Consider the following 16612-nt stretch of genomic DNA (forward strand, 5'->3'; position numbering starts at 1 on the left):
AGCTACTGGTTGTGAAGCAGCCCTTTCCTACCCCCACTGTATAGCCAGTCTCGGAAATTGTCAATGAGGGCACACACTAAAACGCCCTTAACGCAGCGGCATAAGCAGCTTTAGTTAAGGGCGCTCCAATTTACAGCTTTTCGTTGGAAGTTATCTGTACTGCCAGCTCACCTTTGGCTGACCGCTTGATTACGCCTTTCTTGCCGGCGCCGTCATCCACAGTTATGGCCTGCAGGTTATGGGCCATCAGGAAGTTAAGCACATCCTGTTTAATAAAGGCTTCCCAGTTAAGTTTCTGCGTATTGGCGTCATTTTGATTGAGAATGTCTTGATTCACTACAATATCCTCCCCGAATTCAACATTGAGCAAAATATGCATTGTAAAAGCACGCATACTTTGCTCTTTGCATTATACTCAACATTGGCGCGCTTGCCTAGAGGGTAAATGGGGCGCCAGTGCCGCATTCGGGCTTATTATTCGGGTTACTCATTGGTCATAACTTAAATTTCTCTACAGCTTCCTGCAAATCAGCCGCCAATTTCGCCAGATTATTGCTGGAGGAAGCGATTTCCTCCATGGATGCCGACTGTTCCTCAGTCGCTGCCGATACCGTCTGGACCTCGCCGTTATTTTTTTTGTTCACCTGGTCGATTTCCTGGATAGAGGTTACCAAGGTCCGGCTGCCCTCGGCCATTTGGTTTATGGCTTCCGATATTTCCTTGATTTGCGCGGAAAGCTGCATGATCGCCCCGACAATTTTTTGGAAGGTTTCTCCGGCTGTGTCTACAACAGCAATCCCTTCTTTGATCCCTGACGCTCCGGCCTGGGTTGCAGCTACGGCCTGATCCATGTTGACCTGATTCTTTTGAATCAGCTCCCCGATCTGGTGCGCCGCCTGGTTCGATTCTTCCGCCAGTTTCCGGACTTCTTCCGCCACCACGGCAAAACCCCGTCCATACTCGCCCGCTCTGGCGGCTTCAATGGCGGCGTTTAACGCCAGCAGGTTGGTTTGGCCGGCAATATTGGAGATAAGACTGACAATCTCCCTGATGGCTTGCGACCCTTGCGCCAGTTCGGTTATGGCCGCCTGAACGGCTTCAGATCCCTGACCAATCTTGTTCATTTGTCCCACAGCCTGTTCCACCGCCTGGCGTCCCTGCTCCGCCTCCTGGGCGGTGTTGCCGGCAATTTCAGCTGCTTCCTGCATAGTGGCGGAAATTTCTTCAGCCCGCACTGATATTTGACTGGAAACAACACTGATCTGACTGGACAAACCGGCCTGTTGCTCTGCCCCCTGGGCCATCTCGGTAATCGAGACGGCCATCTGGTTGGCAGCCTCAGCCGACTGCTGGGCGCTGGCTGTCAGTTCCTCACTGGAAGCCGCTACTTGTTCGGCCTGCAACTGTACTTTGGTAACCAAATTCCGCAAATTGTTCCTCATCGTGCGAAATCCCTGCGCCAATTGCCCAATCTCATCCGCCGATTGAACTGATGCCTGCAGTTCCCGGAAATCGCCCCCGGCTAACAGCAGGCACTCATCCCTGATAAGTTGAATCGGTCCGGCAAACCGTTTGCTGAGAACAACAACAAAGATTACGGCAACAATGGTAAATACCAATGATACCAAGAGAACCGTTCTTGCCAGGCCGGATGCCGCTTTAGTCAGTTCAGCCGCCGGAGCCGCAACAACAGTAATCCAACGCTGACCGCCCGGCAAATTTACCGGCGTGAAAACACCTGTCTGCTTAATGTTGCCAAAGCGATATTCTCCCACCGCCGGCTGGTCCAAACTGGCCTGAAACAGATGCAGCAGCTTATCATCCAGTTCCGTTTCTTTTAACTTGAGTTCGGGATCAACTTGTTTTTTGCTAAGATCGAGTTTATTGACAATTTCCGGCATTGTCGGGTGAGCAATGAGCAAGCCGCTGTCATCGCAAACAAACCCATATCCGCTGTCGGCAAATTTCACCCCTTGCATCAACTTCGATAATCCTTCTAACGAATAATTTCCAACTAACACTCCCGTCAATTTGCCCCCATTGAATACGGGAACAGCCAAATTAACAGCTGCTTTCCCTGTTGCCCGTGCAATTAACGGTTCAGATGCATAAGCCTTTTGCGTATCGACTACTTTTCTAAAATATTCACGATCGCCAAGCTTGGCAGTACTACCGTCGAGTCTGACAGCCAATCCATCCAAATAGATAAACGCGACATTGTCAAATACCCCGACCCGCTGCTTGGTTTCAGCCATCATGGCAATCATTTGCGCTCTATCGTTTGCATTTTGCATTACCGGAACACTAGCCAGATCTTCCAAATGTGTCATAAGCTTCATAACATTGGCCTGTAGACGGTTAGCATAATCATTACCGACGGCAACAGCGGTTGCCTCGGTGCTAATTGCCAAAGATTGCTTCGATAAATAGTAACTAACTGTTGACAGTATGCCAAATGACAGAATAAAGAATGGCAGCAACATCATCAGGAGTTTTTTTCGTATACTGTTGTTAATTTGCAATTTACTGTCCTCATTTCCGTTTATATTTTTGTATTTATGCCTACAGCATGGCAGACAAGCTTACTCTTCACATCCCTTCTGTTTTGTACGTTCAGTTCCCCTTTTATATAAAGCCTCTCCCGAGGCCACCTGTTAAGGTTGCCGTAATTGCAATTAGTCTTAGATATAAAGATACGATAAAATTCGACAATTTCCTTTGTTTTAGGACCATCCTGGTAAAAAAATATATAATATTATTAATTTAAATATGTTTTCTTAGAATATAGGATTTTTTGCCCCTTTATTAGTGAACTCAGATGCAACCACTTCTCATTCCTCAGGCATCAAATCGCAAACGACAGGCAGGCTGCCATGCGGCCTTCCTGTTCGTTTGCGATTTAGTTACGCATCTATTCATTGCCAAGCCCCATCAAGCCGCCTTCGGCTTATTATGCGGCCTGATACAAAAAGAACTGCGCCGGCTGTAGGGCACAGAACAACGACAACTTAAGACTCCAATTTTTGAATTCGCCTGATTAACTCCTGTATCTGTTCACTCTCAGGTGGCGTTTGCTTTTCCGCCTGGTGCTGCTGCAATAGCTGCTTCTGGGCGGCGATAGCAAGCATGACACTGCCCAGGGCCTCAAAAAAGTTTCCCAGGGAATTGAGTTCATCCAGATCAAGGTCCTCGGCCCACAGGATTGCCAGAATTGCGGTAAGCGCACCAAGCTGATTAGGTCCAAGTTGAAATAGTAATGCCATGCAGCCTCCCCCCATTATCCAGGTTAGCCCGGTTATCTGCTGCAGATAATACTTCAACCTCTATATAGACTTACGCCAAAACAATGGCAGATATACCTGAATACTAGCGAATCAAAAAGAACGTCGTCCTTGCTTTCTCTACATCCATGTTACGGTCAAAGGGATGAGGACAAGACCTTCACCCGCCTGGCCGTGGGGTTTCAATACATCCATGTTACGGTCAAAGATGGAAAAACTTAAAACTTGCTCCGCAGATTATTTGTTTCAATACATCCATGTTACGGTCAAAGTGGCTAACAATACCATAGGGTAATGTCGGTGGTCCTGTTTCAATACATCCATGTTACGGTCAAAGCAAGATTAATATACTCAGTGGTCAGGTAGATTGCTTGTTTCAATACATCCATGTTACGGTCAAAGATACCGTAAGGTTCCAGTGGCGGCGCTGCTGGTTGAGTTTCAATACATCCATGTTACGGTCAAAGGGCGGCGCTTTTTGTGCCTTCTCCGACCGCATCAAGTTTCAATACATCCATGTTACGGTCAAAGGTATTCAATTACTTCAGAATCTCCAGATACACTTGTTTCAATACATCCATGTTACGGTCAAAGCAGGCTCGATTTGTACTGCAAGAATCAAATGTTATTGTTTCAATACATCCATGTTACGGTCAAAGGCTAGTAAAATCAAGCTTTGCCAAAACACCTATAGCTATACAATACAATGTTTACAAGGGCTTAGCAATATTTTCCCAACCGGAGAGCAACATTTAATCAATTGCCTCAAATTGCGCTTCATCCCTTATAGCTCTTGGACGCAAGCCTTGCCTAGAGATTAGGCCGGTTGGGAAAATTATTACAGTAGCATTGCTTCTTGATTATGGAGCCGAACGCCAATAACTTCTTCATCAAATACGTAATCGCCGGTCATTTTAAAAAGAGCTACAAAATCTACTTTTTTATCAATGACTTTTTGAAGTTCACTGCGAAGTTTAATTAAGTTTGCAGGAGTAATTTCGCCGCGAAAAACCGATTTTTGGAAAGGAACTAAATACTTTTTACATATCTTGAACACTTTTCCTACCCGCTTCTCACCAATATCATAGACAAGAATAACATAATTATAATTTTTTTCCATAATATTGTTTACCTCCGGTCTTTTTCCAAAAAAGGGGTAAATGGCGTTCCCTCAACAACGTGCTTTTTCAGCTTGTAAGCATCATATTTGATCGCAGTCAGATAGCTTATCTTTCGCTTCATCGTGCCATGATCAAAGACCTGTTGTAAGCGTTCTTCCATGGCGGTAATGAATACATCACGTCCCGGTTCATTTAATAGGCAGTAATTATATTTCTTATCAAAGTGCTTACTGACCTGAATTCTTCGATTGTTAACAACTTCAAAAATAGTACGAAAAACAATCAATGGTTTGAATGCTTCAGACAAGTCCAGGCTTAACGAAAAGCGGCGATCACTGGGCTCGTGCAAGAAGCTGATCGTCTGGTCCAGATGCGTATGATAGATTTGCGATATCGTTTTTGTATACAGGATTGTGTTACCGAAACTGACCAGTGCATTGATAGGATTGTCAGGAGGCCGTTTCACTCTGTGATTCATCACAAAATCCTCCGGCAAAATCAATTGAAACGTTTCATAAAAGCGCCGCCAAATCTCTCCCTCCAGACTTAACAGAGTAGGAACCTTTTTAATTTTAGGCAATAAATCAGGTACTTCTTTTTTGAGCCAATCCAAATAGGGTTTGATTTCTTTATTGCCATGCTTAAAGTAATGGTACAGTACCTCATGAATATTCGCCGCAATCGCGCCAACAAAAGCAACTGCAATCGGCAGGCGATTTTCCAAGCAGGCCTTCGCCTGCAAGAGCATCACCTTACCACTCACCCGAGCCTCTTTGGGATAGAAAGTGCCGCGAAATTGTCCATAATAATCGAAAAAGTGAACTGTAATATTTGCCATTGATAAAAAGGTGAACAGCTTGCTATTCAAGGATATTTCATTTAGTAAATAAAGTTCTTTCAGACTATTTATCGGAATGTGCGTAATACCTTTTTCATTGCGAAATGTTAGTGAATTGTCTTCACGCCCTAAGGTGCCCGGCGTGCGAATATAGCGCGTAGTCGGAGCTGACTTTGCCAACCTTCATCCCTCCTTAAATATAGCAATAAGCATAGTACGCGCAGCGCTCACATTTCTTAGCGTAAATCGCCGGCACCGGCTTATCTTGTTGTAAGTACACTTCGATGTCGTCCAGCAGCCTAATTAATTCTGGTTCTGTACGCTTGTCTAACTCCAGTTCAACAGTTCTGTGATTTTGCTTGTTGCGCTCAATAAACTCCAATCTCCCTTTACGGTCCAAGCCCTTCTGCTTGAGTATGTACAGATAATACAGTGTCTGCCATTTTGTAGCCTCCACATCAGCATCCGATTTCTTCAGCTCCACAACATACTCTTCAGTCATTTTATCAACTTTAATACCTTCAATTTGAATCTCCGTATTATTGCGTCCCTCGCTGCGAATTTCATGTAATATACGACCGGTACGCACATCTTCACTATCATCTTCAAAATTCATCTTATGGGCAAACAGCCAGCACTGGCGTTTGCAATGGATATAATAATTAACAATGGTGCCTGTTATTCTCATAAGAGCGGCGACACCCCCGCATCTATATAAGCTTGACGGTTAAACTTCTTCGCCCCTGTATTTTCATCCAATTCCATAAAACGTTCACCATTGGGTATGTAATATAGCGTGCCAGCTACTTCAGTATAAATTTGAGGCGGTGTTTGTTTGCAACTATGCTGAATCCCATAATTAAAAGTAAAATAGGCCATTTTCTCTTTAATTTGGGAAAGTTTCACGATTCGCTCAGCATATTCCGTTTCCCGATCTGCCAAAAGAATCTTAAATTCTTCCCAAACTTGCGCCCCATCCAGTCGCTCTTCTTTGCCATCCGTATTTTTATAAGCCGCCTCATGAGCGATAAATAAGGTATATTGCTTTTCGGTAATTAGCCGCATTGCCGCTTCTACTTCTTTAAACTGTAATTGTTGCACGCTGGCGGTAAAATAAGACCAGTTTTTCAAATTAGCTTTTTGTCGCTCCGCATTAATTCTTGCCGTTACCAAGCGATAAAAGCCGCTAAAGTCCTTGTCCTGCAACATTTTCTGACAGCTCTCGGTTTGCAGATCATAGGCCGTACGCTGGTCGTCGCGATAGATCAGTGTTGTTTTTACCATATTAAAAAAGTAAGCGTGGCAATCCGGACGCAGGCAGGAACGGTTGATCCGCCCCAAAAACTGCTCTTCACTGTCAAGCATGGAACTATCCTTGAAGCCAATATCCATATCGATATCAACACCCGCTTCAATCACCTGCGTGGCCACAACTATGACATCTGGCAAATGAAAAATGCCTTTTTCATCCTTGCCAAGCTGTTTTAAAACCTCTTTTCGCAATAAATTGCTGTCATCACCTGTCAGCTCAAATAAAGGGCTGTCCAGCTTCGCTGACTGCAGGCAGCGATAAAAACTTCTTGCAGCAGCCTTCGTAATAAATTCAATTAGTAAACGGGTAGATTTTCCCTGATCGCGCCGTTCTTTGAGTCTTTGCAGTACTTCTGCCAGCAATTCCTCTTCCGTTATTACTTTTTTCTGGAGAAGTTCAAAATGCAGCTGCACCCGCTTGCAAAATAACGGGTGTTGAAAGTACAACTCCCGCTTAGCAACCAAAGAGCAGGTGTCGCTTTCTCCTTCTACCAGCGAATCCCAATTGGGCAAAGTGGCTGACATGATGATGACTTTCATATTTAACAGTTTAGCAAAGGATTGCAAAAAATGAATGATTTCCTTCCAGATTGCATTTTTATAGCTTTGGATCTCATCTAAAATAACAACACTGTTGCACAAATGCGTAAACGCCAAATTTGACTCTCTTCCCAGCCCGAACAAATAATTAAAAAAGTTGACATGAGAAGTCAGCATCACCGGATATTGCAGCATTTGCCGCTGCAGCAATACCGACTTATAGTCAAAGTCCGGCTCCGTTTCTCCATTGCCAGTTTCAGCAGTCTCTTCCTTTTTGCTTATAATCGGGGTTATTGAATTGATTACAGGCATGGGATATTGGTTGCGCAGCTCATCAGGAAAAATCTTATCTAAGATCAGCTTAGTCTGCTCAATCAATGCATTAAAGGGAAACACATAAATTAACTTATTAAGCCCTAATTCGCTGTTCAGCAATTTTAATCCTAAATTAATCGACATATACGTCTTGCCCGAGCCTGTAGGTGCCTCCAGATAATATAACTGCTTATCCAGATTGCGCAGCAGCTCTGTTTCTGTATCTAAAAACAAAGCTGACCGCAATCGATTAATAGAACTAAGCGTTGTAGTTTGCGGATTATTGCGCAATGCTTGTACACCGCGATAGATTGCGGTATTATAAAAGGTCTCAAGTACAGGCCGAAGTTCCTGCTTCTTGCTAAAATACTGAAACTCCAGACTTTTTTCTGCATCATAGGCATAGGTTGCATAAAAATCACAGGCGGCCATTGTGGAATATAACAATTTCGTTAACACATAAAAAGGGAAAGGCGAATGTGTATCAGTGAACCGTTGATATCTGTTCTTTAATAGCTCTCCAGTGATATCTCTGCGCCCGGCCGAATCGCGGGAACAGACTCTCTCTTTATACCGGTAGTAATGCACATAGCCAGGATAGCGCTGAATTTTTTTCTGCAACAACTGCAGTTGTTTTTCAAAACTGGTTTCCTCACCATCCGCATCTTCTGCATTCGCCAGATATGTATGGTGTCGCGAAATAACATAGGCAAATACGTATAGCACGTGCTTCATAAAACTGCCTATCAGCGCATTGTCTCCGGGAAACTCAATTTCATCAAGCTCGGCAAGATAAATATCCAGGTACAGCAACGCCGATAGGAGTGCGTGATTAGAATCACCTGGCAGAGATAGCTTTTCTATTTGCTGATTGCCCATTTTTTTCTTTTGAAAGACGGGATTGATTTTACCCAAATCATGTAAATATATGGCTTGCCGAAAACATTTGACAATCCAATACTGGGCCGCAAGAGGCAGCGGTTCGTCCTGCACGGTCAGGTTTGCTACAGTTCTCTGAATGGCCGATGATAATCCGTTGTGCTCAGAAAGCTCATCCACATAGTGGAGCACTAAATCGGAATGCTCCACCAGTGATTCCGCTTGTTTTCCCGTTCCCTTCTTCGCCGTATGCGCCAATAATATCTCAGCGCCGTCAATCAGATAGTCTCCAATTCCCATAGAGGAAACTCCTTTCTAAAGTAATATCCGGGATGCCGCATTACATCCCGGATAACCGTTATATAAAATATAACACACGCTCCCCGTCACAATACAAATTACGATAATCGTCTTCACTAATGGAAGCTTGATCAATCTCATGATTGGTTACTACCAGGGAATGGAAAACATACCCGTTGTTTTCTGCATTTAGGGCAACTGGCATAAGTTCTTTGAAAAAGCTTTTGCCTTGACCAGGCTTTATTTCTCCCCTCACTTTATAAGCAAGAGCATCACTGCGGTGCAGTGAGTCAATAAACTTCACCTGTCCGGCCTGACTAAGCTCCACCAGCGCCGGCTCTGTTATCGCTGCCGGATGATCGTTTTTTCCCAGATACGGCATATATACACTTTGCGACTGCAGTAAGGATTCGGCCAGCTTCTTAAAAATACCGGCTGCCAGCCCAGCATCATCGGCTACATAAATTGTCCAATGCGGTTTTTCCAGCCATTGTTCCCGCACATTTAAGACTTTGCCTTCTTCCTGACTGGCATAACCGACCGTATTATTGAAGATCTGAAGCTTTTTAGCAAAATAGCCGCGATCGCCATGAGGTACGATACTGATCCTGGCCTGCTGAAATACTTCGTAAAATTCGGGAAACACTTGAACTTCTTTTGCCTGTTTGCGATTAGTAGTTAACGGATAATTAGCATCATACTGCTGCATATAGCCACCATGACCGAGTATTGCCCCCAGCAGCCCGAACAAGGCTATTTTATGGATATGGCTATACGTAAAATAGGCATAACTATTGACGTCTGGTTTCTTAAAAAATGCCGTTTCGCCTTTTAATTCAAACCGAAGTGCCCGCATGGTTACAGCGCCGCCCTCGTAATAATATTGTAACGCTTGAGGCCGTCAAGCTCTAAAAGAACTTCTGCTGCATAAGGATTGATGTAGAGTTCAATTTGCTCAACCTGCTCCTGAATGCCTGCCACTATCGGGGCGATTGCCGACAGATCATACATTGTTTTATCCTCTTTTTTACATACCGTAACGTAAGGGTCCAGATTAGGCAGATAGGCTAGCGCATTCTCCTTTAATACAATAAACAGGCTAAAAGCATTTTCGCTGCCGGACTTACTGTTTGTCTGCAGGGCAGTGGCCCCCAGCAAAGCGCCCTCTTTGAAGGCGGCGTAAGCCTCCTGGGTATAGCCCTGAAATTCATCTAACCCTGGCAACCCAATATAACTTTCATAATGGTTCGGACTTACTGTAAAAGGATAAATATAATGCGCTTCATCGACCATGATTTTTTTGCCAATCGAAGTGGCATCCTTGTCCAGACTCTTCTCATTGGAGTTGCGAAAGGGTGATAAGATATCCTGTACTTCCACATTGGTCTCCTCATACTTATTAAAACCTTGTCCAATTTGCACGGCACCGGTTAAGCCAATATTCTGTCCTTCCACCGCAAACGTAGCGCCGAAATTCATAACGTCAACGCATGCGAATAATCGTTTCAATACAATCGTCGAATCCTTGGCCACACTTTCACCAAATAATTGCTGATATCGCTCCTGCAAATCCCGGGGCTGCAGTTTTTCGCCTTCTTTGCCCTTCCCTAATTTGTAGGAACGAATATACAGCACCTTTTCTCCGTTTAATTCCCACAAACGCTTTATACTATATTTCAAGGCTTTATCGCTGCCGAAAATATTTCCGTCACTCGTTGTCTTCGGTAATCCCGTAAAATCAGCATTCCAATTGGCCATTCTGCTGACAATACCGATTAAGCCAATAACGCGCTGCTTCATTTTTATCATCTCATTCCACTCCCTTAACTGTTTTTTCAAACAACAAATTATATGCAAAAATCCCTGCCAATAACAGTTCCCGGGCACTGCCTTGATTATCGGTTTCCGGCACATAACCCAGCACTAGGGAAAAGGCCTGATTGAACCGGTGATAACCGGAAAAAATCTCATGCTTATAAAGCATATACGCTTCTTCCAGGCGTTTCTTCAACTGGTGCCCATTTTTTGCCCGCAAGAAAGGCTCATACATCTCGCCGGTTATTTTTTGCGCCCTGGACTGACTAATTAAATAGTGAGCCAATTGGCCGGCCATAAAATAAAACTCTTCATCATTTGCGCATACAGCAAGCTCCTCACTTACCAGCTTGTTACGCAACGCCTCCATTGTGCCTTTAATGCGGTCTGCCATTACTTTTCCTCCCTTATCATCGATTGCCATTTGGATAGATAAACGCAGATTGAAAGCATCGCCAAGCTCTGCCATACGTGATGTTTCCACATGGACCAATTGCTCGACCAGCAACCGCAACGTCACTTTGGCAAAAATCCCCTGTAATGAAATAGTTGTCCCCTTATAAAACCAATCATGAAACGCCTGTCTGCTTTGCAAATACAAAGCGGCCATAAGAGCGGTAAACTCCCCGGCCTTTACATCCGGCTCGTTGAATATAAACGAATTATTCATGCGGCCACGAAAGAATCTACTGCTAATCGTTTTTTGCAAGGCTTCCGCATCTTGAATGGTTCCGTAATATTTTTCATCACCAGCAGGATCTTTTAGCTGCAAAATATTAAGCCACTCTACTTGTACCGTTGTCGTTGGCGGAAAAGGAACATTCTCAAAACCGTAGAGTTCATTATACTTTCCATCCATATAGACATGAAAGGTACCTTCCGGTGGTACATAACCGGTTGGCGGAATAAACCCTGACTCATAGCCGATTTTATTGGTGGCATAGGGGGGCTTAGCCGCTGCCAGCCATTCGGTAGTCTGCTTGGCCAGCGTTGCCTGCTGCAGGGTAACCCGTTCAGGGGCCTGGCTGCCCATTGTTTTGTGCTCCAGAAAGGGCTTTTTACTGTTCATTGTCATATCAATGTTTGGCAGCCCGACAAGTTCTCCAGCTACCAATTGGTTATAGTCGTTGCTGTTAAAAATCTTGGGGATGGTATACAGTACATATTCAAAGGCATACATTCGCTCACAAGCAAGGGTTGGGGCCGATGAATCGAAAGTAAAAAACAGTTTCACATAATTTTTAAAAGAAAGTTGTCCGATATATTCCGTTAGTGCTGCAAGATTGGAGTAATACCACTTCGTAATTTCTTCGATTAACTGCAGCCGTTCAGAACTCTCCAGATAAGTCAGCATGACTGCATATTCAGAAGCCTGAAAGAATTGACGATTATCTTTGTCATTTTTGTTTTTCGGTATCATTTCCAACCATTTTTGACGCACCGGGTCGCGGCCGGCGGCTAGTAAGTAACGATTTATATTTTCTTCTGCAGTATATTTACCGCCCTGTTTTTCTCCCAGAAAAACCTCCTTTTTCATAAAAAGAGCAAAGGGATTATTGCTATGTACTTGCTTCTTGGGATCAACCGGCTTATTCATGTCCACTAAGGAAGATAAATAATCCCGGCATTTAAACCAATTGAGCAGTTCAATATTTTGCGGTTCTTCCTCTTTACGGACAATGGTTACATGATTTTTCTCGAATGCGGCTGACTGACTTTCCCAGTCCTGCTTCAGCTTCAACCGGATATAAACACCCTCTTTTAGCTTATAGTTATCCTGAATGATCGCGGGAAACTTCTCCTGCGCTTTTTGAAAGCCCACCGCCAAATCTCTGATCAAAAAAATTCACCTCCTTTTGCTTCATTTGAGGTATTTCGCTAGACAGAAGCCTGCGCCAAGAATCGATCCCTTCTCTGCTAACCCGGAACCCATAACTACGTTGGCTAATTTTTGCGCATATTCATCCTCATGAATAAGCAGATGCAGCTTATTGCCCAACAATTTGCGACCTTTGTAAGCAGTCGCCAGTGGCTTGCGGTTCTCAATGGTAATGCCTTGAATAAAGGTCTGCCCCGCTTGTACCAGGGTGTCAGGATAAAGTGATTTAAATTTCTTTTCCGCATTAGCCTCAAGCCGCTGGATCAATAATTCAATATTGTCTTCCGGTGTCCAGGGCTTTTGATTCTCAATTGTCACAATCGCCGGTGTAATCGTAAGCAGTTCCGTAATGTGCCCTAGCCGTCTTGTTCGCTGTTCACAGGCAACAAGTTGAAAATAGTCGCTTTCCCGGCATTTTTTCAGGCACTGATGAATACGGTTTAAGGTGTCTTCAATTGAACTGCGAATCGTCAGGACGTATATCCGCCCTTGCTGGTAGATCCCGTCTTTTTCTGTGGGATAAAGGTTGCTAAATACAAAATGCTTATAGATTTTGTCATAATGGGTTTGTTTGAAAAGAGGATCGGTTAGCTGGGCCTGACTAATCCAGTTCCCAATCGGTTCCTGCATCTGTAAATGATGTGTTGATTTTTTCAGCAGTACTGTTAGCTTTAATTCGAAAAGCAAATTCTCTCCTCCTTATCTAAATTTAATTTCATTATATTTAGGTTTTTAAAATTATATTATTATAATAGCAAATATACCATAATTTAGCAATACAATTTTCTGATTTTTCTTTTTCTTATTATAAAAAAACTCCTATATAGCGAAAGTTCGCCACACAGGAGTTTTTAAATTAACATTTAAAACAATACACTACGTGTTACGGTTAATAGCAACAATATTACCTTATCCAAACCTACTTATAAGTTTCAATACATCCATGTTACGGTTCATTAATACGCATATCTGAAACTGCTCCAGCCTCACTGCGCTTATACCAATCTTATCAAAACCACGGTATAGTGTAAATGGGATGAGCGCACACTCATCCCAAACTGAATAAGGAGGTGAATACCGTGTGGATTTCTCCACGAGTGATTGCCTGGTTAATTATCGCCATAACGATAATGTTACTTAAACCATTAGCACTCACAATTTGGCTCAGGTAGCCTCCCTATTTCAAAGGCAAAGCGCGCCTGTTAGCACCAGGGGCATTTTGCTATATTAATCTTTGTCTATTATACCCTATTTATGTGAGATGTAAAAGTAATTTCAAGACGGCGCACATTCGCAGCATTCTGGTGAGTAAATACTGGGAAGCAAAAAGAACGTCCCCACGCTTCGTCTACGCTGTTTTTAGAACAGGGTTATACATTTTATAGTACCCCTAAAAATTGGGGTACAACGTCTTGATTGTGAGAGTAAATACCGCAATACTTCAACTTATATCCCCCAAATAGGCACAATCAAATTTTGGCTGTCAAACGCCGACAGTCGATCAGTAGTACAAAGCACAGCTCCTATTCCGCGCTCCAAAGTAGCCTTGTCAATCACCCCAAACACACGAGTGAGCTGGCTTTGCGGCGTGGCGGTTTTCTTGATTTCCATGGGGTATAGCTTGCCGCTGTCCTCTAGTAGAAGATCAATCTCCTTAGTGTCCTTATCCCGATAGTAATAAATAAAGGCCTCCCAGCCGCAGTTCTGATAGCTTTTGACAATCTCAGATACCGCAAAATTCTCAAGAATCGCACCACTCATGGCACCGTTCATCAGGGTATCACTGTCACTCCATTTGGTCAGGTAGGCCACCAACCCGCAGTCATAGAAATAGAGCTTTGGCTTGGTTACCATGCGTTTAAGCATATTGCTGGAATACGGGTGAAGATAGAATACAATGCCCAGTCTCTCTAAAATCCCCAGCCAGTTTTTGGCGGTAATCTGGTCAATCCCGGCAGCGTCAGCAATGGTCTTGTAGTTGAGCATCTGTCCGCACAGGGCTGCGGCGGCCGTGATGAAATCCATAAACTTGAGCGAATCAATGGCACCGGAAAGCTCTTTTACATCCCGGTCTATATAGGTACTGATGTAGCTGGAATAAACTGCTCGATAGTCGCTATGCTGCCCGCTGATGAGGGCAGGCATGCCGCCTCTGAAAATACGCTCATAAAGTGCAGGCGTATCAATCGGGGTGCGCTCCTTTATTCGCTGTGACAGCTGCTCCAAAGCCAGCACAAAAGGTGCAGTGGCAGCACCATAGATCTCCGCCTGTGACAGGGGAGCCATATGCAGCAGGCAGACGCGCCCGGCCAGCGACTCCTGTATCCCCTCCATCAATTTGAATACCTGCGAACCAGTCAACCAAAAGTCACCGGCCCGTCGGTTCTGGTCAACGTGTATTTTGATATAGGTAAACAGCTCCGGTGCATACTGTACCTCATCGATATACACCGGCGGCTTGTGGATTTGCAGGAACATCTTCGGGTCATTCTTCGCCATTTGGCGCTCCGTCAAATCATCCAGTGTCACATACTCCCGTCCTATGTTTTCCTCCGCAGCTAGTTTTTGCAGCATGGTTGTCTTGCCAACCTGCCTTGGACCGGTAAGTAGCAGTGCGGGAAACTCCTTACTAAGGTGGAGAAACGTATCCTCCATTGCTCTATGTATATAATTCATGAAATCACCTCATCGTCTAAAAATAAAGTTTATTACATTATAGCCGAAACACGTCTCGTGGTCAATGAATTTTCGGCTATTGGTAAGCGCATAACAAGAAAGTGGCTAGACAAAAAAATAAAACCGGCTTCTCATTTGCCGGTTTTGTTCGAAGATTTGCAAACTGTACCTTCTGTAAAGCAGTTTCAATACATCCATTACGGTCAAAGAGGCCATTTGGAAGTACATAATCCGGGAGATATCTAGTTTCAATACATCCATGTTACGGTCAAAGTTATAAACATAAGCATTGCCCCACGGATCAACAATGTTTCAATACATCCATGTTACGGTCAAAGCTGTTTCTGCCGTTAGGTTATATATCGATATCTCCGGTTTCAATACATCCATGTTACGGTCAAAGACAACTGAGTGGCCCTATACTTTTGCCATTTTTAAGTTTCAATACATCCATGTTACGGTCAAAGACGTGGTATCCCGTAATTCATTCACTCCTTTCCGCAGTTTCAATACATCCATGTTACGGTCAAAGAACAGTCGGCTGCCCCTTGAGAGATGATTTTATTGCGTTTCAATACATCCATGTTACGGTCAAAGATATCGGCAGGTGATGAAAATGTACGGCGAACACTGGTTTCAATACATCCATGTTACGGTCAAAGGAATTTTAACCCATCCATTGACCGGAGTTTAAACAGTTTCAATACATCCATGTTACGGTCAAAGGCCTACTTCGATTAACATATAATCACTCCCATGCCTTGTTTCAATACATCCATGTTACGGTCAAAGAAGTTAACACGCCATTTTTAATGGATATTTTAATGTTGTTTCAATACATCCATGTTACGGTCAAAGATGTTTTTCATGTAGACCACTGCCGAAGTCGCCATAGTTTCAATACATCCATGTTACGGTCAAAGTTTGTTCGCCGATGCCGAATGTTCTGGCAACTTCCTGTTTCAATACATCCATGTTACGGTCAAAGCTCTATTTCCCATTCCGGATAGGCTTGCGTGCGGAGGTTTCAATACATCCATGTTACGGTCAAAGAAGGATGACAAACGGCTCTCTATCCCAATTCAGCCGTTTCAATACATCCATGTTACGGTCAAAGCCATTAATCAGTATCCCCTCAGTAGAAATATTGATTGTTTCAATACATCCATGTTACGGTCAAAGTCGAACGATGGTTATATCCATTGTGGTTGAGGCTGCTAGTTTCAATACATCCATGTTACGGTCAAAGCATACCACCCATTCCCGGACAACCGCCAAATCGCTCGTTTCAATACATCCATGTTACGGTCAAAGTTGGCCCTGACATATTGGCGCTGATCCAAATAGAGAGTTTCAATACATCCATGTTACGGTCAAAGACTAGTAAAATCAAGCTTTGTCAAAACACCTATAGCTATACAATACAATGTTTACAAGGGTTTAGCAATATTTTCCCAACCGGAGAGCAACATTTAATCAATTGCTTCAAATTGCGCTTCATCCCTTATAGCTCTTGGACGCAAGCCTTGCCTAGAGATTAGGCCGGTTGGGAAAATTATTACAGTAGCATTGCTTCTTGATTATGGAGACGAACGCCAATAACTTCTTCATCAAATACAAATCGACGGTCATTTTAAAAGAGCTACAAAATCTACTT

The 16612-nt window shown here is 43.7% G+C and carries 12 protein-coding genes and 2 CRISPR repeat arrays; all 12 genes read right to left on the reverse strand.

The features are described from left to right. Nucleotides 1-130: 130 nt before the first annotated feature. The 12 genes from SPTER_RS18580 to SPTER_RS18635 all read right to left on the reverse strand — a co-directional run bounded on the left by SPTER_RS18580 (nt 131) and on the right by SPTER_RS18635 (nt 14955). Nucleotides 131-337, reverse strand: coding sequence for a hypothetical protein (locus SPTER_RS18580; protein ID WP_144351755.1), 207 nt, complete (start codon nt 335-337; stop codon nt 131-133). Between the two features lie 157 nt (nt 338-494). After that, on the reverse strand, nt 495-2522 hold the full coding sequence (locus SPTER_RS18585; RefSeq protein WP_170233323.1) for a methyl-accepting chemotaxis protein: 2028 nt from the start codon (nt 2520-2522) through the stop codon (nt 495-497). Nucleotides 2523-3008: 486 nt separating this feature from the next. Next, a complete protein-coding gene (locus tag SPTER_RS18590) occupies nt 3009-3263 on the reverse strand; it encodes a hypothetical protein (RefSeq protein ID WP_144351756.1) in 255 nt (84 codons plus the stop codon). A gap of 132 nt (nt 3264-3395) precedes the next feature. Next, nucleotides 3396-3940: direct repeats of the CRISPR family, unit length 29 nt; unit sequence GTTTCAATACATCCATGTTACGGTCAAAG. Between the two features lie 179 nt (nt 3941-4119). After that, nucleotides 4120-4401 (reverse strand): CRISPR-associated endonuclease Cas2, encoded by a 282-nt coding sequence (gene cas2, locus SPTER_RS18595; RefSeq protein ID WP_144351757.1) that lies wholly within the window; start codon nt 4399-4401, stop codon nt 4120-4122. A gap of 8 nt (nt 4402-4409) precedes the next feature. Next, nucleotides 4410-5420 carry a type I-B CRISPR-associated endonuclease Cas1b gene (gene cas1b, locus SPTER_RS18600; protein WP_144351758.1) on the reverse strand — a complete coding sequence of 337 codons (1011 nt, stop codon included), beginning with the start codon at nt 5418-5420 and terminating at the stop codon, nt 4410-4412. 13 nt (nt 5421-5433) lie between these two features. Further along, nucleotides 5434-5928: a CRISPR-associated protein Cas4 gene (gene cas4, locus SPTER_RS18605; RefSeq protein ID WP_144351759.1), complete on the reverse strand. Its 495-nt coding sequence runs from the start codon at nt 5926-5928 to the stop codon at nt 5434-5436. After that, nucleotides 5925-8585, reverse strand: coding sequence for a CRISPR-associated helicase Cas3' (gene cas3, locus SPTER_RS18610; RefSeq protein WP_144351760.1), 2661 nt, complete (start codon nt 8583-8585; stop codon nt 5925-5927). The genes cas4 and cas3 overlap by 4 nt, the downstream gene beginning before the upstream one ends. A gap of 58 nt (nt 8586-8643) precedes the next feature. Then, nucleotides 8644-9441 carry a type I-B CRISPR-associated protein Cas5b gene (cas5b, locus tag SPTER_RS18615; protein ID WP_144351761.1) on the reverse strand — a complete coding sequence of 266 codons (798 nt, stop codon included), beginning with the start codon at nt 9439-9441 and terminating at the stop codon, nt 8644-8646. Between the two features lie 2 nt (nt 9442-9443). Continuing rightward, nucleotides 9444-10424 (reverse strand): type I CRISPR-associated protein Cas7, encoded by a 981-nt coding sequence (locus tag SPTER_RS18620; protein WP_246105357.1) that lies wholly within the window; start codon nt 10422-10424, stop codon nt 9444-9446. After that, nucleotides 10396-12240, reverse strand: a complete 1845-nt coding sequence (locus SPTER_RS18625) for a hypothetical protein (RefSeq protein ID WP_144351763.1) — start codon at nt 12238-12240, stop codon at nt 10396-10398. The genes SPTER_RS18620 and SPTER_RS18625 overlap by 29 nt, the downstream gene beginning before the upstream one ends. A 21-nt stretch (nt 12241-12261) precedes the next feature. After that, a complete protein-coding gene (locus SPTER_RS18630; protein WP_144351764.1) occupies nt 12262-12966 on the reverse strand; it encodes a CRISPR-associated endoribonuclease Cas6 in 705 nt (234 codons plus the stop codon). A 759-nt stretch (nt 12967-13725) separates the two neighbouring features. Beyond that, nucleotides 13726-14955, reverse strand: a complete 1230-nt coding sequence (locus SPTER_RS18635) for an ATP-binding protein (protein WP_144351765.1) — start codon at nt 14953-14955, stop codon at nt 13726-13728. Between the two features lie 245 nt (nt 14956-15200). After that, a CRISPR array of direct repeats spans nt 15201-16334; the repeat unit is 29 nt; unit sequence GTTTCAATACATCCATGTTACGGTCAAAG. The last annotated feature ends 278 nt before the right edge of the window (nt 16335-16612 follow it).

The organism is Sporomusa termitida, from assembly GCF_007641255.1.
GTDB classification, from domain to species: Bacteria; Bacillota; Negativicutes; order Sporomusales; family Sporomusaceae; genus Sporomusa; species Sporomusa termitida.